The organism is Paenarthrobacter sp. NPDC092416, from assembly GCF_044755025.1.
Taxonomy (GTDB): domain Bacteria; phylum Actinomycetota; class Actinomycetes; order Actinomycetales; family Micrococcaceae; genus Arthrobacter.
In genome coordinates this window covers 69,842-87,727 of sequence record NZ_JBIVQG010000003.1, presented here as the reverse complement: position 1 = coordinate 87,727, position 17,886 = coordinate 69,842, and the positions used below count along the sequence as shown (strand labels likewise).

The following is a 17,886-nucleotide window of genomic DNA, read 5'->3' as shown; positions in this document are numbered from 1 at the left end:
GCATGATACGAATCCGTTCCAGTCGCTTCCTTGAGCGCGATGGCTCACCGCAGCGCGATGGCTCACCACAAGGTGTCGCGCGCCGCCCGTCTCCACTGCGCGCTCTACAATCTCTCCGGGATGTCCTGCAAAAGAACCGGAAAACCTCCGATCAGGACCCTGACATGCTGACATTCAGCTTGGGCCTTTGGTGAGGAGCGAACAATGGTGCTCGATTCGTTTTCGGTGAGAGTGGCCCTCGGCGTGGTCACCCTGACACTCCTCTTCCTCTTTTGGGCATCGTTCCAGCGGACGCGCTCACCCTACGCAGGGTGGTGGAGCGTCGCGTTGATGCTGTTCTTCACGGGCAACTGCGCTTTTCTTCTCAATGGCACCGAAGCACAGGTCTGGGCAAACCCGCTGGGCAACGTGCTGGTAGTTTCCGGGGCATTCAGTGTGTGGGCGGGCGCCAGAACCCTGCGCGACCTGAAGGCAACCCCCTTGCAGTTGGCAGCAGCACCCCTGGTTACCGCCGTGGCGTCCGCGGTTGAGGCGCCGGCAGTCAACGTCTGGTCCGGCGGCTTCGTCTACTTGGGCATGATGACCTTGGGCATCGCCTTGGCCGCATGGGAACTCTGGTTCATCAAGTCAGCCCACTCGCAAATGCACAAGGCGCTGGCCGCTGCAGCCGGCCTTCTGGCGGCCTATTACCTTTGCCGTTGGGGTGTCTACTTCATGGAGGGACCCTCCAGCCCGGCATTCAGGACGTACTTCGGTCCAGCCCCGGCGGGCCTGGTGTCCTTGGTGCTGCTGGTGACCGTGTCCTTCAGTATGACTGCACTGACCAGCGACCAACTGATCAAGGGGCTCAAGGAACGGGCCACCAGCGACCATCTGACTGGACTGCTGAACCGTGGCACTTTCCTGGAGCTCGCAGGCAGCGAAGTGAAGCGGCTCCGCAGCTCGGAGACCGTTGTGGCGCTGATGCTGGCGGACCTGGACCACTTCAAAGCGATCAATGACAAGTACGGCCACCCGGCAGGCGACGCCGCATTGAAGGCCTTCGCGGACTCCTGCACAGCCTCCGTCCGGTCAACGGACCTCATCGGAAGGTATGGCGGGGAAGAGTTCATCCTTTTCCTCCCCGGGGCCACACAGGAAAGGGCCGAGAGTATCGCGGCCGAAATCAGTCGTCGCATGGCCTCGCTTGAGGGCCCAGGGGGCTTCCCTTTCCCCACCATCAGCTACGGCGTTACGTCCAGCAACCCGGACGTCACGGACCTGGCAGCCATGATCGAAGTGGCGGACGCAGCTCTTTACAGCGCCAAAGCCCAAGGCAGAAACCGAATTGTTGGAGCAAACCGCCTCGCGGCGGAACCTATCCCGGATGAGGCAGGAAAATGAATGTCAACGAGCTCACGTCGAGGATCCAGGTCCAGCACAACGTGGAACTTACAGAGTTCCGCCGGAATCTGACCGGTCCCCAGCGCCACGCCAGTCCCTTCCGGGAAACCGGGCACCATTCCGCAAGTGCCCATGTGCCCAATGCCGACCGTCGCTCGGTTCGGCTGGGTCCGGTCCAGTCCCTCGAAGACGGTAATGCCAACCTGACGATCGTCGCAGACGTCGAAGGACTTGCGTGGTTCACAGCGGACAGCGGGCTGCTTGGCAGTTGCATCACGGTCTCCATAGCCGGTCACCGCCGGAACACCGGCACCCGTGCTCCGCTGCCGCTGGATGAGTGCGATGCCTGGGTCCGGGCCATTCTCGGCGGTTCGTGGATACCCCACGTGTACCGGGCGGGGAACACCGGCGCCGGGGAGGGAAAGACGGACATCGCCTCCTACAGGCTCTTCCTCGACGAACGGCGCAACCCAACGGCCAAGCCCAGCGCAGTGAACGATCAGGGCCTGCGCCGCCTAGGGGAGTCTTGACCGGTTTGGGCGACCTCGCAGCCTTGCTGGATGCTGTCACCGAAGCCCAGGCCGCCACTACTGAAGGCTCCATGCCCGCCACGCTGCTGCTGTTGAGCCTTGAGGGATTCAAAGACATCAAGAATTCGGTCGGCCATGCAGCCGCGGACCGCGTCCTGGTCACCGTCGGTGACCGCATCAAGTCAGCCGTCCGGACCCACGACGTCGTAGCTCGCCTCGGCGGCGACGAATTCGCTGTCCTGTTGCCCGCCACGCCTCTCTCCCGGGCCACCGCCGTCGGGCACCAGATCCTGGCGGCACTCGAACCGACCGTCGACGTCGGGACGGGGGGCGTTCGGTGTGGGGTCAGCATGGGGTTGCGGGCTGCCGAACCGCACCACAGCGCGGAGGACCTTCTGCTGGAGGCCGATATGGCCATGGAAGCGTCCAGGAATGAAGGCCGGAACAAGCTCAAGACGTTCGATCCGGCCACGCTCCACGAGCGTCAGCTGCATCGCCAGATGGTGGCTGAGCTTCGTGAGGCCATCGCGGGCGATCAGCTGGTTCTGTATTACCAGCCGATCATCGAGTTGGCCACGGGACGGCTCGAAGGAACCGAAGCTTTGGTTCGGTGGAAGCACCCCGAGCACGGCCTGATCATGCCGGACCGGTTCATTCCCATCGCCGAAGAAAGCGGTCTGATTGCGGAGCTTGGCCGATGGGTTCTGCGTGAGTCAGTGGAACAACTGCGTCGATGGCGGCAGGATCCCGCTACCGTGCATCACGATTTCACCATGCAAATCAATGTCTCCGCCGCGGACCTGCAAAGTCTGGCGTTCGTTGACGATGTCCGGGAGGCACTTGCCGCGTCCGGATTGGCCCCCGAGTCCCTGATCCTCGAGCTCACTGAGAGTGCCATCATTCAGAACGATGAGCTGGACCGCTACACGCTGATGAGCCTGAGACGGTTGGGCGTGGGCCTGGAGATCGACGACTTCGGCACCGGATATTCGTCCATGGGGTACCTCAGGAAACTGCCCGTGGACCGGGTGAAGGTGGATCGGCAGTTCGTCCGCGAGCTTGGCGAGGACCCGTCCCAGCTTGCAGTGGTCGCAGCCATTCTTCAGCTCATCCGGGCATGCGGCCTGGACGGAATTTGGGAGGGCGTCGAAACCGCGGAGCAGGCCGCGGCGCTCAGGAGCATCGGGTGTACCACCGGGCAGGGCTACTACTTTGGCAGGCCTGTTCCCGCGCAGGAATTCACGGCGACTTTGGCACGGCAGCGGTTCTGGCTGGTTTAACAGGCAACGCGGGGTCACCTACGGCCCATCCCGAGGGGATTTATGGGCCGCAAGTGACCCCGCGTTGCTTGAGGAACGACTAGCCGAAGTACTTCGGCAGGGTACCTTCGTGTGCTTCGCGGAGCGCGTCCAAGGACAACTCGTCCACGCCGTTGATCTCCAGCTTTCCACCGGCAGCGTCAACCACGCCGATCCGGAGGTGGGCGAAGCCGCGGGCGGTGCACATGTCCTTGAAGCGGACTTCCTCGGACCGGGGAACGGACACAATGGCACGTGCCTGGGTCTCGGAGAACAGTGCGGTGAACAGGTCAACGCCGTCGCGCTCCAGCAGCTCTTCCAGCGCGATGCGGGCACCGACGCCGTAACGCAGCGAGGACTCAACCAGTGCAGCTGCGAGGCCACCTTCGGAGAGGTCGTGTGCGGCGTCGATCATGCCGTCGCGCGAAGCGTTGATGAGGATCTCGCCCAGTGCACGCTCGGCTGCGAGGTCAACGTTCGGCGGCAAGCCACCCAGGTGTCCGCGCAGGTTGGACCACTCCGAGCCGTCCAGCTCTGCTGCGGTGGTGCCCAGCAGGTAGATGGCCTGGCCGTCTTCGCGCCAACCCGACGGCGTGCGGCGTGCGACGTCGTCGAGCTTGCCCAGGACTGCCACCACGGGGGAGGGGTGGATCGGCGTGGTGCCGGTCTGGTTGTACAGGGAGACGTTGCCGCCTGTCACCGGGATGCCGAGCTCCATGCAGGCGTCTGACAAACCACGGATGGCTTCGGCGAGCTGCCACATGACGTCCGGGTCCTCGGGGGAGCCGAAGTTCAGGCAGTCACTGACGGCCATCGGAACAGCGCCGGAGGTGGCGACGTTGCGGTAGGCCTCAGCCAGAGCCAGTTGTGCACCCTGGTACGGCTCAAGGTAGGTGTAGCGGCCGTTGGCATCGGTGGCCAGGGCAACGCCCAAACCGGATTCCTCGTCAACGCGGACCACGCCGGCGTCGTCGGGGAAAGCCATGGCGGTGTTGCCGCCCACGTAGCGGTCGTACTGGTTGGTGATCCAGGACTTGCTGCACATGTTCGGCGACGCGACCAGTTCGGTGACAGCTGCAGCCAGCTCCGAGGGAGCGGACGGGCGGCCGGCATCTTCAACAGATCCGGTGAACGTGTTGGCCTGGACCGAGTCCTGCCATTCCGGGCGGGCGAACGGACGGTCGTAGACCGGGCCGTCGTGCGCTACGGTGCGGGGATCGACGTCGACAATTACGTCGCCTTCCCAGGTGATGATGAGGCGACCGGTGTCGGTGACTTCACCCAACCAGGAGTACTCCACAGCCCACTTGTCCATCACAGCTTCGAAAGCTTCGATGTTCTCCGGGGTGACCACGGCCATCATGCGTTCCTGCGACTCGGACATGAGGATCTCGCCCGGAGTCAGCGTGGGGTCGCGCAGCAGGACGGAGGTCAGTTCGACCTCCATGCCGCCGTCGCCGTTGGAAGCGAGCTCGGACGTGGCACAGGAAATACCTGCGGCGCCGAGGTCCTGGATGCCTTCAACCAGCGAACCCTTGAAGAGTTCGAGGCAGCACTCGATGAGCACCTTCTCAGCGAACGGGTCGCCCACCTGGACGGCCGGGCGCTTGGACGGCTTGGTGTCATCGAAGGACTCAGAGGCCAGAACCGAGGCGCCGCCGATGCCATCGCCACCGGTGCGGGCACCGAAGAGGACAACCTTGTTGCCCTTGCCGGATGCGTTGGCCAGGCGGATGTCCTCGTGGCGCATGACGCCCACGGCCAGGGCGTTCACCAGCGGGTTGCCCTGGTAGACGGAGTCGAAGACCATTTCGCCGCCGATGTTCGGCAGGCCGAGGCAGTTGCCGTAGCCGCCGATGCCGGCAACAGCACCGTGCATGACGCGGGCTGTGTCCGGGTGGTCGATCGCGCCGAAGCGCAACGGGTCCATCACGGCAACCGGGCGGGCGCCCATGGAGATGATGTCGCGGACAATACCGCCGATGCCGGTAGCGGCACCCTGGTACGGCTCAACGAACGACGGCGAGTTATGGGACTCGATCTTGAACGTCACGGCCCAGCCGTCGCCAAGGTTGGTGACGCCGGCGTTCTCGCCGATGCCCACCAGCATGTCCTTCTTCATTTCCTCGGTGACCTTCTCGCCGAACTGGCGGAGGTGGTTCTTGGAGGACTTGTAGGAGCAGTGCTCGCTCCACATGACGGAGTACATGGCCAGCTCGGCGCCGGTGGGGCGGCGGCCCAGGACCTTGACGATCTCGTCGAACTCGTTCTGCTTCAGGCCCAGCTCGGCCCACGGGAGTTCCGTGTCCGGGGTCTTGGCAGCGTGCTCAACGGTGTCGATGTTGAACTTCTTGGTAGTTTCCGTGGTCACTTGTCGCCTCCCACAATCTTGTTCAATACGGAGGTGAAGAAGCCCAGGCCGTCGGTGTCCGTGCCGCCGATGCCGTCCAGCGACTCGGGGCCGAAACCGACCTCAACCGCGTGCTCGGGGTGCGGCATGAGGCCAACCACGTTACCGGCGGCGTTGGAGATGCCGGCGATGTCGCGGCGGGAGCCGTTCGGGTTGAAGCCCACGTAGCGGAACACCACGCGGCCTTCAGCCTCAAGGGCATCCAGCGTTTTCTCGTCCGCGATGTACTGGCCGTCCTGGTTCTTCAGCGGCACAGTGATTTCCTGGCCGTTCTGGTAGTCCAAGGTCCACGCAGTGTTGGCGTTCTCCACGCGCAGGACCTGGTCCCGGCAGATGAACTTCAGGTGATCGTTCTTGATCATGGAACCGGGCAGCAAGTGCGACTCGGTCAGGATCTGGAAGCCGTTGCAAATACCCAGGACCGGGAGCTTTGCCTCGGAGTTGGCGGCGTCGATGATCTTGGACATCAACGGAGCGAAACGCGAAATGGCGCCGGCGCGGAGGTAGTCACCGTAGGAGAATCCGCCGGGGATGATGACTGCGTCAACATCTCCCAGTTCGGAGTCTGCGTGCCAGAGCGGCACCGCCGTGGCGCCTGCAAGCCGCACTGCACGGGCGGCGTCGCGGTCGTCAAGGGTACCGGGGAAGGTCACGACGCCGATCTTGGCGCCGGCTAAGCGGGGCTCGGTGGCGACGGCGACGGCCTCGCCAATCAGGGGGAGTGAAGTCATGTCAGGCCTCGACGACCTCGACGTTGACGACGTCCTCGATCACGGGGTTGGACAGCAGGGTTTCGGCGGCTTCGCGGGCCTGGGCCAGGATGGCGTCGGTCACCTCGCCGTCAACGGTCAGTTCGAAGCGCTTGCCCTGGCGGACTGCGCTGAAGCTGGTGAAGCCGAGGCGGGGCAGTGCACCCACGATTGCTTTCCCCTGGGGGTCCAGAATCTCGGGCTTGGGCATGACGTCGACGACGATCCGGGGCATCCGGTAACTCCTGTGCGTGAGTTGGGTGAACCTTAAATAAGGCTGCCGCGGAGGATGCCGTCTCACGCCGTTCGACCGCGCTCAAACAGTGTTCAGTACAGAGTTTTCTAACACGGTTTCAATCGGCATGGGGGCGCTCCGCGAGCTTGCAACCCCATTCTACCGATTGCGGCGCGCATACCCTATTCAGCGCCGTTCCGCGAGGAGCCCCCGCCGATTCGCGCCAAAATGGCGCGTTTTGAACGCACGACGGCGGCATTGGGCATTGCTCGACGCCGACACTGGCCGGGCGTGGCGGGCGTCACTAGGATGGCCGCATGGCTGAGAAACCGAAATCGATGGTGCTGGGCGTTGTGGTCGCAGCCGTCTTTGCGGGATTGGGACAGATGGTCATCCGGAAAATCAAAGCTGACAGGGCTGCGAGGGACAATCGTGTGACCGTTCCGCTTGATGCCGAAACGCGCGCCAAGATCAGTGATGCGCTGCGCACCCCAAGCAAGTAAGGCCTAACTTCCAAAGTGCCGTTTTTCCGCGAATCGGCGCGGATTAGGGCATATACAAATGCGCTATTCAATCGGGTTAAACGGCCCGGTTACGGCGTAGCTTGGAAGGACAAGCGGGGCTCAGCCCAGCGGCCCATTCAGGATCCAAACCAGGAGGAACAATGACCGAACACGTTGCCGAAGTATCCGCCTGTAGCGTTGGCACTTGCGGATTCAACCACAACGGTTGCACCGCCTTCGGGATCACCATTGGCGGAACCACGGATCACGCATCCTGCGCTACCTTCATCGATACCACTGCAATGGGCGGCCTTCCCAAGGTCTTGGCACACGTTGGTGCTTGCCAGCGCTCCGAGTGCGTCCACAACAACAACCTCATGTGCGAGGCCCATGACGTCAAGGTTGGTCCCGGCGCAGAAGCAGCCGACTGCCTGACCTACGAGCACGCCTGACCTACGAGCACGCCGACTTAGACCAAGCGGGCACTCCCTCACACCAGGGGGTGCCCGCTTTTTCGTGCCCACCCCTCCCAACTGAGTCGCAGTTAAGCGCGTTTTGAGCGCTCAAAACGCGCACTGCTGCTACTTAGTTGGGTCGGCGCGCCACGAGATTCGTCAGGGGGCGTCCCTCGTTCAGCGCGGCCAGGTTGGCGAGCACCAATGCCGCAGATCCCTTGGGCCTGTTGCCTGCAACGTGCGGTGTGATGATCAGGTTCGGCGCGTTCCAGAGCCGGGAGTCGGAGGGGAGGGGCTCCTCCTTGGTGACGTCAAGCGCGGCCACACGCAGCCGGCCTTCCTCGAGGGCTGAGAACAGGGCGTCCTCGTCCACAGTCGCTCCGCGTCCCACGTTCACGAAAATGGCCGTGGCGGGAAGGGCCCGCAGAAGTTCATCGCTGAGGGCATTCGTGGTCTCGTCCGTGGCCGGGAGGATCGAAATCAGCACATCGGTACCGGCCAGCACGGAGGGCAACTCATCGGCTGAAACAACCGGGAATCCGTAGCGCTCGCCGGCGGAGTTGGCTACGCCCGTGACCTTCGCCCCCAATGCAGTCAGCAGGGGAGCCAATCGGGCGGCAATGGAGCCAAAACCCCAAATGGTGACGTTGGCGGCGTCGAGGGTGTAAAGACCCTCGGTGGCAGGTGCCGACTGCGCTGAATTGTAGGCGCTGTCCCACGTGGAGGTTTTCTGGGCTTCCAGCAGGACATCAAGGCGACGCACGGCTGCCAGTACCAGGGCCAGCGCATGCTCGGCTACCGGACCATCGTGAAGGGAACGGCCGGACGTGATGGCGACGTCGCCGGCGAATCCGGCGGCGAGCACGGAGTCGGGACCGGCCGCCAGCGTTTGAACGAGCTTGAGCTGCTGCATCCGGCTGGCAGCGTCGGCCAGGTTTTCTGCGGTGTTCCGCCAGACCACCAGGACCTCAGCGTCCACGTGCTCGTCCGGGATCGGCTGGTCCACCTGGTAGACGAGCACCTCTTCACCCGAGTTCGAAAGGTCAAGCTCCACGGTGTGGGGGACGAGGATTTTCACTGCAGCTCCGTCACTGAAAAGGGGTTTGCCGTACGTGCATGAGACTAGCGGTTCGCTAAGGGCCCGTGCGCCTTGGACGTCACCCCTAGCAATGTGACGGCGAACACCCTATGGTGGTAGGACGTTCGACGTGGCACGTAACACAAGCTGCTTCGCTGCGTTAATTCCTGCCCTCAACACCCCGCGAGATGGCATTTCGCACGCATTCCTGAGCTTGGGGGTGCGAACTGCCATCTCGGAGTCGATTCGAAAGGACAATGGATTTGAGATCCATACCCCCTGCACCATCGCTCGCCCGCATCGCGGCCACCGGCGCACTCAGCCTGGGACTCCTGGCCGGCATGGGACTGCCAGCCATGGCCGCGCCGATCCCACCCAGCAACCCGGCCGCCGCGCCGGGCACCTTTACCGAAGCCAATATCGGGGCCGACCGCACAGCTGCCAACTTCTTCTACCGGATCCCGGCCCTGACGTACTTGGGCAACAACGTGGTGCTGGCTGCATGGGACGGCCGTCCTGGGTCAGCCGCTGACGCCCCCAACCCGAACTCGATCGTCCAGCGCCGAAGCACTGACGGAGGCCAGACCTGGGGCCCGGTTCAGGTCATCGCCGCGGGACACGTAGCCGATGCCAGCGGCCCAAAGTATGGCTACAGCGACCCCTCCTACATCTACGACGCTGAGGCGGGCAAGGTCTTTGCGCTCTTCGTCTACTCCAAGGACCAGGGCTTCGGCGGCAGCCAGTTCGGCAACGACGACGCCGACAGGACCGTCATCTCGTCGGCAGTCATCGAATCCTCGGATGGCGGCATCACGTGGAGCCAACCGCGGCTCATCACCAACGTCACCAAGCCAGGCACGAGCAAAACCAGCCCGGTTGCCGGCGACGTCCGCTCCAACTTTGCCTCCTCCGGCGAGGGCATCCAGCTCAAGTACGGCCAGTACAAAGGCAGGCTGATCCAGCAGTACGCCGGTGACGTCCGCCAGGCCGATGGCACCAATAAGATCCAGGCCTACAGCGTCTACTCCGACGACCACGGCGCCACGTGGCACAAGGGGGCCAACGTGGGTGACCGCATGGACGAGAACAAGACCGTTGAACTCTCCGACGGCCGCGTTCTGCTCAACTCCCGTGACAACGCGAATCAGGGCTACCGAAAGGTGGCCGTTTCCGCCGACGGCGGCGACACCTACGGGCCGGTCACGCAGGACACGGAACTCCCGGACCCCGCCAACAACGGAGCCATTGCCCGAATGTTCCCCAACGCTGCGCAGGGCTCGGCCGACGCCAAGAAGCTCATTTTCACCAATGCCAACTCCAAGACCGGCCGCGAAAACGTCTCGGCCCGCGTTTCCTGCGACGACGGCGCCACCTGGCCCGGTGTCCGCACCATCCGTTCGGGCTTCTCTGCCTACTCCACGGTGACCCGCATGGAAGAGGGCAAGTTCGGCGTCCTCTACGAGGGCAACTACACGGACAACATGCCTTTCGCGACGTTCGACGACGCCTGGCTGAACTACGTCTGTGCACCCTTGTCCGTCCCTGCCGTCACCACGGCTCCCGGCGCCACGCAGCAGGTCGCCGTTACTGTCACCAACCAGGAAGCCACCACGATTTCGGGCGCCAACGCCACCGTCTACACCCCGAGCGGCTGGTCCGCCACCACGGTGCCGGTTCCCGACGTCGCCCCCGGCGCCTCGGTGACCGTCAATGTGGCCTTGACAGCACCCGCGAACGCCAGCGGTCCGCAGAACCTTAACGCTGCGTTGACGACGGCGGATGGCCGGGTCGCGCAGTTCACCTTCACCGCCACCGTGCCCGTGGCCCCGCAGGTGGGACTCACCATTGCCGGGACCGCCCCGGCGCGCGACGTCGTCGCCAGCCCGTATCAAGTGGGAGAAGTGCTGAACTACTCGTTCAACGTCAAGAGCACGGCAAACGTGACAGCCAACGCGGTCCCCGTTTCCGGAACGTTCGACTCCGGCTTCCTGCCGCCGTCGGCCCCCAACTGCCGGTTCAACAACCTGGCTGCCGGCGCCAGCTACAACTGCACCACCGCCAAGCATGTGATCACCGCGGCAGATATCGAACGCGGGTACTTCGTGCCGGAGGCGACCTTCAGCATCACCGCCAGTTCGACGCCGTCACTCACCAAAACCGTCGCGTTCGCCGGCGCTGCGGTGGCCTTGCGTGACGGCCTCGTGGCCGCTGAGATCAGCGGGGCGCGTGCCGACGTCGGCCGTGACCTCGCAACCCAGCCCTACGCGGCGGGTGAGCTGGTCCCTTATACCTTCACGGTGAAGAACCCCAGCCCGTTGGTGGAAAAGGTGGTCCCGACGGCCGGCAACTTCAGCCCGTTCGTGCCGGAGGGGCCAGGCAACTGCCGGTACCTCTCCTTGCCGGCCGGGCAGAGCTACCAGTGCGCCACTCCGCGCCACACGGTCACAGCAGAAGAGGCGGAGCAGGGATTCTTCGTTCCCAAGACCACCTGGGACGTCAGCTCGGCAGGCCAGAGCACCAGGAGCTACGGGATCGACGGTGGTGAGGTGGACCTGAAGGTACGGGAGCCGAAGCTTGAAGGGACGGTGTCGGCGGAATGGGCAGACGCTGACGGCGACCGGTTCGCCAGTGCCGGTGATCCCGTCGCGTACACCTACACCGTGGGCAACGCGGGAAATGTGGCACTGACCGGGCTGGACGCACCCACCACCGGTATTACGGAAACGGCCCTGCCCGTGGGTGGCACTGCAACGGCCACACGCGTTCACGTGCTGACGGCTGCCGATGTCGCTTCGGGCACCGTCGGTGCGGTGTCTTTCGAGGCAACCGCCAGCAATGGCTCCAAGCACGTCAGTGCGTCCGTAGACGGTGATCCGTTGGCGCTCACAGTCCAGCCGGCGCAACCGGGCGCCGAGCCTGTTCTGACAGTCCAGGACCTTGACGGCCAAACGGCCCCCTTCGATCTGGGCGCCGCGGACAAGTACCGCAACGGCCAGAAGGTCACCCTGAAGGGCTTGGAATACGGCGATTGGTACTACGTGTATTTGAACAAGACCAGCTTCCGCGTCGGCTGGATCTTCCCCTCCACAGAGAACACCCTGGAGTTCATCCTGCCCTCGGACGTGAAGAACGGCCGGGACGATGTTGTTGTCCTGGACAAGGACGGTCTGCAGGTCTCCTTTGACCGCCTGCAGGTGACCCCGAAGGGCGACAACAGTTAGTTGTAAGAGCAACATTTGGCAGCGGGCCGCAGGACATTCCTGCGGCCCGCTGCTTTTTATTGTGTGACGCGTCCGGACTCCCGTGACAAGACAAATTTCCCAAAATGTGCTGTATGTCGTAATTTGCTATCGCTCTGTACTCTGTGAATCGGCTGGTCATCGCTTAGTGACAAGAACTGTCAAAAAGCAGCCGATTTCAGTTGCCAGGCCCCGGCGACGATGCCAGGGCCGCCCTCAGTGAAAGGTGCAATCACCCGTGAAATCAGAAGGAAAGAGCTTCGTCAGAAGCGGGGGGCTTCGAAAAGCGGCAGCAATTGCTGTCGGCTTGCCGTTGCTGCTCTCCTCCTTGGCGTTGCCCGCACAAGCGGCCCCAGCGCCGGAGACCGTGGCGGGGGTGGCCAAGAAGAACCTTGACCCCAGCGCCTACAAGGACGGCCGCTACATGGTTGTTCTGGCCGAAAAGCCTGCGGCGACCTACGACGGCGGTACCGCGGGACTTGCACCGACCAAACCGGAAGAAGGCAAGAAGCTCGACGCCGAAAGTGCCGAGGTCAAGGAATACCAGCAGCACCTGCAGGAAACACAGCAGGAAGTTGCGCAGCAGGAAAACGTCACCATCCAGCGGGAATTCACCACCGCCGTCAATGGTTTCAGTGCGAATCTGACCGCGGATCAGGCCATCAACCTGGCCAAAGATCCCAAAGTGCTCATGGTTGCACCGGACACCCAGTACGCTCCGGACTACTCCACCACCGATTTCCTGAAACTCAGTGGCCCCAACGGCACGTGGAACACCCAATACGGTGGCCAGGAAAATGCCGGCAAGGGAACCGTTGTAGGCGTGATCGACACTGGTTACACGCCGTCCAACCCGTTCTTCGCCGGGGAGCCCGTTGGCCCACTGGCAGGTAATCCGGAGGTCGGAGTTCCTTACCGCACCAACGACGGCAAGATCGCCATGCTGAAGGCCGACGGCGACACCTTCATCGGGGAATGCCAGCCGGGCCAAGGCACCGGCGCCGACTATGACGGCAGTGCTTGCAACTCCAAGGTCCTCAGCACCCACTACTTCGCTGACGCCTTCCTGGAAACTGTCCCGGAGGAGAACAGGGCTCCCGAAGAACTGATTTCGGCCGTGGACGTCGACAGCCACGGCACCCACACCGCCAGCACCGCCGCGGGCAACGCCAACGTGGACGCCGTGGTTGATGGACGCAGCTTTGGCATCACCAGCGGCATCGCCCCGGCCGCCAAGCTCTCCATCTACAAGGTCTGCTGGGAAGACACCGATCCCGCCACGGGTGGTTGCTACGGCTCGGCCTCCGTGGATGCGATCGAGCAGGCCATCCTGGACGGCGTGGATGTCCTGAACTACTCCATCTCCGGTTCCACCACGTCCACCACGGACCCCGTCTCGCTGGCGTTCCTTTCCGCCGCTTCGGCCGGCATCTTCGTGGCAACCTCGGCCGGCAACTCCGGACCCACAGCCAGCACCGTCAACCACGGAGCACCATGGCTGACCACGGTTGCTGCTACCTCGTTCTCCCAGGAACTCCAGGGAACGGTGGAATTCTCCGATGGCAGCAAGTTCCGCGGAGCGAGCATCATGAACCGTGAGGTGAGCGGGGCCGGCGTCGTGCTGTCCGCCAACGCTGCCAGCGGTGAGGGCAACGCGGCACTCTGCACTCCCGGGTCCCTGGACCCGGCCAAGGTGGCGGGCAAGGTTGTGGTCTGTGACCGCGGCGTTGTGGACCGCACCGCCAAGAGCGCCGAGGTGCTCCGCGGCGGTGGCGTGGGCATGATCCTGGTGAACCTGACCGAATCGTCGCTGGACACCGATAAGCATGCTGTGCCCACCGTTCACGTGAACCCGCCTGCGACCCAGACCATCAAGGACAAGGTCACGGCCAACCCGGCCATCACCGTTTCCCTGGTCAACCACGACACCACCGGCCTGCCCGCGGAAGCTCAGCCGCAGATCGCTGGATTCTCCTCCCGCGGACCGCTGCTCGCTACGGATTCCGACCTGTTGAAGCCCGATGTGTCCGCACCCGGCGTCGCAATCCTTGCCGGTGTTTCGCCTATCGGGACCGGTGGCGACAACTTCGGCTTCCTGTCCGGTACGTCCATGGCATCCCCGCACGTTGCGGGCTTCGGTGCACTGATCCTGTCCAAGAACCCGCAGTGGTCTCCGGCCACGGTGAAGTCCGCCATGATGACCACTGCCGGTCCGGTCAAGCTGGCCAACGGCGCAGTGAACAAGGATGTTTTTGCTACGGGTGCAGGTCAGGTTGATCCCGCCAAGGTTCTGTCCCCGGGCCTGGTGTACGACGCCACTACTGAGGATTACTTGAAGTTCGTCCAGGGCACGGGCATGGACCTGGGCATGGAAGGACTCGGCACCACCTTGCCGCGGGACATGAACGTTGCGTCGTTCGCGCTGGGCAACCTGGCCGGCAAGATCGAGGTCACCCGTACGGTCACCGCGCTGACGCCGGGCCTCTACCGCGCATCGGCCAACGTGCCGGGCGTCAACGTCAAGGTCACCCCGTCCGTCCTGAACTTCGGGGCTGTCGGTGAAAAGAAGACGTTCAAGGTCCAGTTCGAAAACAACAGCGCCGCCCTGGGCAAGTTCGCCATGGGTTCGCTGACCTGGCAGGGTGCCAACAAGACCGTCACCTCGCCGATTGCCGTCCGCCCGCAGTCGGTGATCGCGGACAAGGCGCTGGCTTTCACGGGGACCGGCCCCAACGGCTCCGCCACCATCAACATCACCTCCGGCACAAACGCACCGGTGGGAGTCACTGTTGATGGGCTGTCCAAGGCTGATTCCTCCGCCGTGGAACTGGTTCCGGGTCCGTTTGCCGGGGAAACCAATGCCTCCAACTTCGTGAAGAAGGTGACTGTTGGTGAGGGCAAGGCGATGGCCAAGTTCTCGGTCATTTCCTCCGACGAGGCCGCGGACTTCGACATGCTGGTCCTCACCCCTGCCGGGCAGCAGCTGCCGTCGGCCACGGCGTCGGCCAGTGAATCCGTGACCGTGCCCAACCCGGCACCGGGCGACTACTACGTGTTCGCCAACCTCTACGCGAGCCCCAACAACCAGCCCACCAAGGCCACTGTTGATGCTGCGGTCCTGGGGGCAAACGAAGGCAACGCCACCGTGACGCCAAATCCGATCCGCCTGGCCAACGGCAAGACGGGGCAGATTTCGCTCAACTGGCAGAACCTCGAGCCGGGTTCCTACATTGGTCGCCTGACCTTTGCCGGAACCAGCGAGCCGAGCTTCGTCACTGTTGTGGTCAGCGCGGGCTCCGTTGTGGTTCCGGATGCGGAGAACCCGAGCAAGGACAAGAAGGACAATGGACCCCGTGGCAAGATCCGTGCCGATGAGCCGGTACAGGAGAACAACGCGGGCTAAGTCTTTTACAGCACCTGGGTAACGGCAGCGGCCGGCGGAAATTCCCGCCGGCCGCTGCTGTATCTCTGGAGTCTCAGGTGGCGCCGGTGGATCCTCCGGTGTTGCCCAGCAAAGACGCCATGGTGCGCCAGCGCGCGATCTCGCACCCGTCTGTCCGGCTGAACTGGCTGTAGACCTTCCGGCCGCGGAACCATCCGGTCACCAATGCCACCTGGGGGCCACCGTACTGTTGCGTGCAGAGGCGGTCGGGGCGGGGAACCGGGAAGAACACTTCCTCGCCGAACTGCTCGACGGCGGCAAGCGCCGCGGGCGCGTCCGGAAGGTTCGAGTCAATGGAGTCCGGGTCAGGAGAAAGCACGCCGTCGAGCGACCGGAGGCGAAACTCCCTGGGCGCGGCGCCAGGTGCTTCCGTGAGCGTGACTGTGAGGTCGACGTCGTACTCGGTCTTTTCGGTGAAACCCATGGTTACCTTTCGCTGGTGGCAATGGGTGCCTGGGCAGCGGTTTCCTGGAGGTCGTCCAAGAGGGGCTTGACTGCCTGCAGCACACGGGCCCTCAATTCCTGCGATTCGGATGCGAAGGCCCGCTGGTACTCAACGTACTCGGCCTTGCCCTGCGGTGTCTCGATCCTGATGGGCGGGTAGCCCCATTCTTCGAGATCGTACGGGGACGCCTGCATGTCCATGGCGCGGATCCGCCACGACAACTCGAAGCAGTCCATCACCAGCTCACCTGGCAGGGCCGGCGTCAGCTTGTAAGCCCATTTGTAGAGGTCCATGTTGGCATGCAAACATCCCGGCTGCTCCATGGTCCGCTGGTTCTCGCGCGTGGGGGTGAGCTCATTGAGGGGGATCGCGTCCGGGGTGTAGAAACGGAAGGCGTCGAAATGGGAGCATCGGATGCGGTTCTCTTCCACCACCGCGTCCGTTCCCTCACCGCCGAGCCTCAGCTTCAGGTACTCGTGCCGGAGCTCGAACTTCTCCTGGCGATACACCATGGCCCACTCGTGCAGTCCGAAACAGCCGAACTGGGCAGGCCGCTTGGCCGTGCCACTGAGGATGATGCCCGCGAAACTTATGGCCTCGGCCCGTTGCGCAAGGAATCCGTCCCGGTCAAAGGTGACCGCAAGGGTCCCTGGCGGCAGTCCGACGGCGGCGAGCTGGGCGTCGTCGAGCGTTCTGTAGAACTTCCAGGCGGCGCGCTCGCGGGCGCGTTCGCCACTCAACACCACGCCGTCGCCCGGATGCCAGCGCAGCAGTTGCCCCGGTTTTTGGGTGTAGTACGTGAAGAGGAAATCCTCCACGGGATGCTTCTGGCCGGCCGATCGGCGCGCCAAATAAGGGTCCGCGTACCGTGCGACGCGTGCATGATGGGCAGCCTCCAACCTGAGCCATTGCTCCTGGGGGAGGTGCTGCGGCCTAGGCTGCTCCACCGCTGGAACCAATGACGGCACTGGCCGCGTCCCACAGGGCGATCTGGCAACCGTCGGTTCGGCTGAACGAAGCAGTGACTTCCACGCCGTCAACCGACCCGGTGATCTTGGCCGTTTGCGGGCCGCCGTACTGCATGGTGCAGGCTTGATCGGTCTTGACCGGGGCGGGGCTGAGCAGTTGCGGGTTGTCCTTGATCGCAGTGCAGGCCGCCTGCGCGTTGGGGTGGCTACTTTCCTCCGCCGGCGCGCCGCCAGTGCACACGAGTGTGTAATTCTTCGGCGCCGCCTCCGCCGATTCGAGGTAGACGATGGAGAGTTCGGCATTGCCCTGGCCGGGTGTGGGGGTGGTTCCCGGGACGCTGGGATCGGGTGTGGTGTCCTCCGGGCCGAGCGTGGTGGGCTGCTCGCTTGGCGTTCCTGTTTGGCTGGCGGCAGGTGAGGACGACGACGGTGCTTGGGTTGCGCTGCTGGTTGCGCTTCCTGTTGTCCCGGGCGTCGGGCCGCCTGAGCAGGCGGCAAGTCCGGCGACGGCGATGACCGCCAGTGTTAGCCGTGCTGTACGCAAGCGCATGGAATCACTCCTAGGTTGATGCCATTTTACGCTGATGGGTTGGGGCGCGGGTTCGCTGTTGGCCGGTTCGCTGTTGGCCGGTTCACGCCCAGCCGTGGGCGCCTTCGCGCTGCGTCGCCGCGATCAATCCGGTCATTGCCCGGTGCAGCTCCGCTACTTCCTCGCGGCTGAGCTGCAAGCGTTCGCGGATCTCGCCCGGCACGGCCGTGGCTTGTTCACGGAGGGCGGCACCCTTGTCCGTGAGTTTGATGGCCAGTGCGCGCTCGTTGCCGGGAACGCGTTCGCGGGTGACCAACTCGGCTTCTTCGAGGCGTTTGAGCAGGGGAGACAGGGTTGCGGGTTCGTGGAGGAGGGCGTCACTGATGTCCTTTAGCGTGCGGGGGCTGCGTTCCCAGAGCGCGAGCATCACCAGGTATTGGGGGTGCGTGAGCCCGAGCCGTTCCAGGACGGGCTTGTAGACACCCACTACGCTGCGTGAGGCCACCGTCAGCGCGAAGCAGAGTTGGCGCTCCAACAAGAGGTCGTCGGTTTCCTCAGTGACGTCGTTGACGGTTGTCATTGCTTCTCCCTGCATTAGTTAGTGCACTAATTGTTAGTGTAC

The 17,886-nt window shown here is 63.8% G+C and carries 15 protein-coding genes; 7 read left to right on the top strand and 8 right to left on the bottom strand.

Annotated elements, in window-relative coordinates:
• Window positions 1–204 precede the first annotated feature (204 nt).
• From ACIQC5_RS08130 to ACIQC5_RS08120, 3 genes are read left to right on the top strand one after another with little or no spacing between them, the layout of a single operon-like run.
• Window positions 205–1,383: a diguanylate cyclase gene (locus ACIQC5_RS08130; RefSeq protein ID WP_400280310.1), complete on the top strand. Its 1,179-nt coding sequence runs from the start codon at window positions 205–207 to the stop codon at window positions 1,381–1,383.
• On the top strand, window positions 1,380–1,913 hold the full coding sequence (locus tag ACIQC5_RS08125) for a hypothetical protein (RefSeq protein ID WP_400280308.1): 534 nt from the start codon (window positions 1,380–1,382) through the stop codon (window positions 1,911–1,913). Before ACIQC5_RS08130 ends, ACIQC5_RS08125 begins: the two co-directional genes overlap by 4 nt.
• A complete protein-coding gene (locus tag ACIQC5_RS08120; protein ID WP_400280306.1) occupies window positions 1,910–3,193 on the top strand; it encodes a putative bifunctional diguanylate cyclase/phosphodiesterase in 1,284 nt (427 codons plus the stop codon). Before ACIQC5_RS08125 ends, ACIQC5_RS08120 begins: the two co-directional genes overlap by 4 nt.
• 79 nt (window positions 3,194–3,272) lie before the next feature.
• Here the strand turns inward: ACIQC5_RS08120 and purL are convergent, their stop codons facing one another.
• From purL to purS, 3 genes are read right to left on the bottom strand one after another with little or no spacing between them, the layout of a single operon-like run.
• Window positions 3,273–5,582: a phosphoribosylformylglycinamidine synthase subunit PurL gene (purL, locus tag ACIQC5_RS08115; RefSeq protein WP_400280304.1), complete on the bottom strand. Its 2,310-nt coding sequence runs from the start codon at window positions 5,580–5,582 to the stop codon at window positions 3,273–3,275.
• Entirely contained in the window at window positions 5,579–6,352 is a 774-nt protein-coding gene (gene purQ, locus ACIQC5_RS08110) for a phosphoribosylformylglycinamidine synthase subunit PurQ (RefSeq protein ID WP_400280302.1), read from the bottom strand. Before purQ ends, purL begins: the two co-directional genes overlap by 4 nt.
• Before the next feature lies 1 nt (window position 6,353).
• Window positions 6,354–6,605, bottom strand: a complete 252-nt coding sequence (purS, locus tag ACIQC5_RS08105; protein ID WP_028265707.1) for a phosphoribosylformylglycinamidine synthase subunit PurS — start codon at window positions 6,603–6,605, stop codon at window positions 6,354–6,356.
• 317 nt (window positions 6,606–6,922) lie between these two features.
• On the opposite strand from purS, the gene ACIQC5_RS08100 reads away from it, so the two are divergent.
• Entirely contained in the window at window positions 6,923–7,108 is a 186-nt protein-coding gene (locus ACIQC5_RS08100; RefSeq protein ID WP_400280299.1) for a hypothetical protein, read from the top strand.
• A gap of 161 nt (window positions 7,109–7,269) precedes the next feature.
• Window positions 7,270–7,560 (top strand): DUF1540 domain-containing protein, encoded by a 291-nt coding sequence (locus ACIQC5_RS08095; protein ID WP_400280297.1) that lies wholly within the window; start codon window positions 7,270–7,272, stop codon window positions 7,558–7,560.
• Window positions 7,561–7,693: 133 nt separating this feature from the next.
• On the opposite strand, the gene ACIQC5_RS08090 is transcribed toward ACIQC5_RS08095, so the two are convergent.
• A complete protein-coding gene (locus ACIQC5_RS08090; protein WP_400280295.1) occupies window positions 7,694–8,641 on the bottom strand; it encodes an NAD(P)-dependent oxidoreductase in 948 nt (315 codons plus the stop codon).
• Between the two features lie 257 nt (window positions 8,642–8,898).
• Between ACIQC5_RS08090 and ACIQC5_RS08085 the strand changes: the two genes are divergently transcribed.
• Together ACIQC5_RS08085 and ACIQC5_RS08080 are read left to right on the top strand one after the other, a co-directional pair.
• On the top strand, window positions 8,899–11,862 hold the full coding sequence (locus ACIQC5_RS08085; RefSeq protein ID WP_400280293.1) for an exo-alpha-sialidase: 2,964 nt from the start codon (window positions 8,899–8,901) through the stop codon (window positions 11,860–11,862).
• 313 nt (window positions 11,863–12,175) lie between these two features.
• On the top strand, window positions 12,176–15,283 hold the full coding sequence (locus tag ACIQC5_RS08080; RefSeq protein WP_400280883.1) for a S8 family serine peptidase: 3,108 nt from the start codon (window positions 12,176–12,178) through the stop codon (window positions 15,281–15,283).
• Window positions 15,284–15,356: 73 nt separating this feature from the next.
• On the opposite strand, the gene ACIQC5_RS08075 is transcribed toward ACIQC5_RS08080, so the two are convergent.
• From ACIQC5_RS08075 to ACIQC5_RS08060, 4 genes are all read right to left on the bottom strand, one after another.
• The gene (locus ACIQC5_RS08075) at window positions 15,357–15,746 is read right to left on the bottom strand and encodes a serine protease inhibitor (protein WP_400280291.1); all 390 of its coding nucleotides are present in this window, start codon (window positions 15,744–15,746) and stop codon (window positions 15,357–15,359) included.
• A 2-nt stretch (window positions 15,747–15,748) separates the two neighbouring features.
• Entirely contained in the window at window positions 15,749–16,714 is a 966-nt protein-coding gene (locus ACIQC5_RS08070) for a 3-methyladenine DNA glycosylase (RefSeq protein WP_400280289.1), read from the bottom strand.
• Window positions 16,701–17,285: an SSI family serine proteinase inhibitor gene (locus ACIQC5_RS08065; RefSeq protein WP_400280287.1), complete on the bottom strand. Its 585-nt coding sequence runs from the start codon at window positions 17,283–17,285 to the stop codon at window positions 16,701–16,703. Before ACIQC5_RS08065 ends, ACIQC5_RS08070 begins: the two co-directional genes overlap by 14 nt.
• Before the next feature lie 82 nt (window positions 17,286–17,367).
• Window positions 17,368–17,844 (bottom strand): MarR family winged helix-turn-helix transcriptional regulator, encoded by a 477-nt coding sequence (locus tag ACIQC5_RS08060; RefSeq protein WP_400280285.1) that lies wholly within the window; start codon window positions 17,842–17,844, stop codon window positions 17,368–17,370.
• Window positions 17,845–17,886 lie beyond the last annotated feature (42 nt).

Bases quoted from the DNA above. Each gene is read 5' to 3' on its own strand.
- ACIQC5_RS08130 (WP_400280310.1), top strand. From the start codon at position 205: ATGGTGCTCGATTCGTTTTCGGTGAGAGTGGCCCTCGGCGTGGTCACC.
- ACIQC5_RS08125 (WP_400280308.1), top strand. From the start codon at position 1,380: ATGAATGTCAACGAGCTCACGTCGAGGATCCAGGTCCAGCACAACGTG.
- purQ (WP_400280302.1), bottom strand. From the start codon at position 6,352: ATGACTTCACTCCCCCTGATTGGCGAGGCCGTCGCCGTCGCCACCGAG.
- purS (WP_028265707.1), bottom strand. From the start codon at position 6,605: ATGCCCCGGATCGTCGTCGACGTCATGCCCAAGCCCGAGATTCTGGAC.
- ACIQC5_RS08100 (WP_400280299.1), top strand. From the start codon at position 6,923: ATGGCTGAGAAACCGAAATCGATGGTGCTGGGCGTTGTGGTCGCAGCC.
- ACIQC5_RS08095 (WP_400280297.1), top strand. From the start codon at position 7,270: ATGACCGAACACGTTGCCGAAGTATCCGCCTGTAGCGTTGGCACTTGC.
- ACIQC5_RS08085 (WP_400280293.1), top strand. From the start codon at position 8,899: ATGGATTTGAGATCCATACCCCCTGCACCATCGCTCGCCCGCATCGCG.
- ACIQC5_RS08075 (WP_400280291.1), bottom strand. From the start codon at position 15,746: ATGGGTTTCACCGAAAAGACCGAGTACGACGTCGACCTCACAGTCACG.
- ACIQC5_RS08065 (WP_400280287.1), bottom strand. From the start codon at position 17,285: ATGCGCTTGCGTACAGCACGGCTAACACTGGCGGTCATCGCCGTCGCC.
- ACIQC5_RS08060 (WP_400280285.1), bottom strand. From the start codon at position 17,844: ATGACAACCGTCAACGACGTCACTGAGGAAACCGACGACCTCTTGTTG.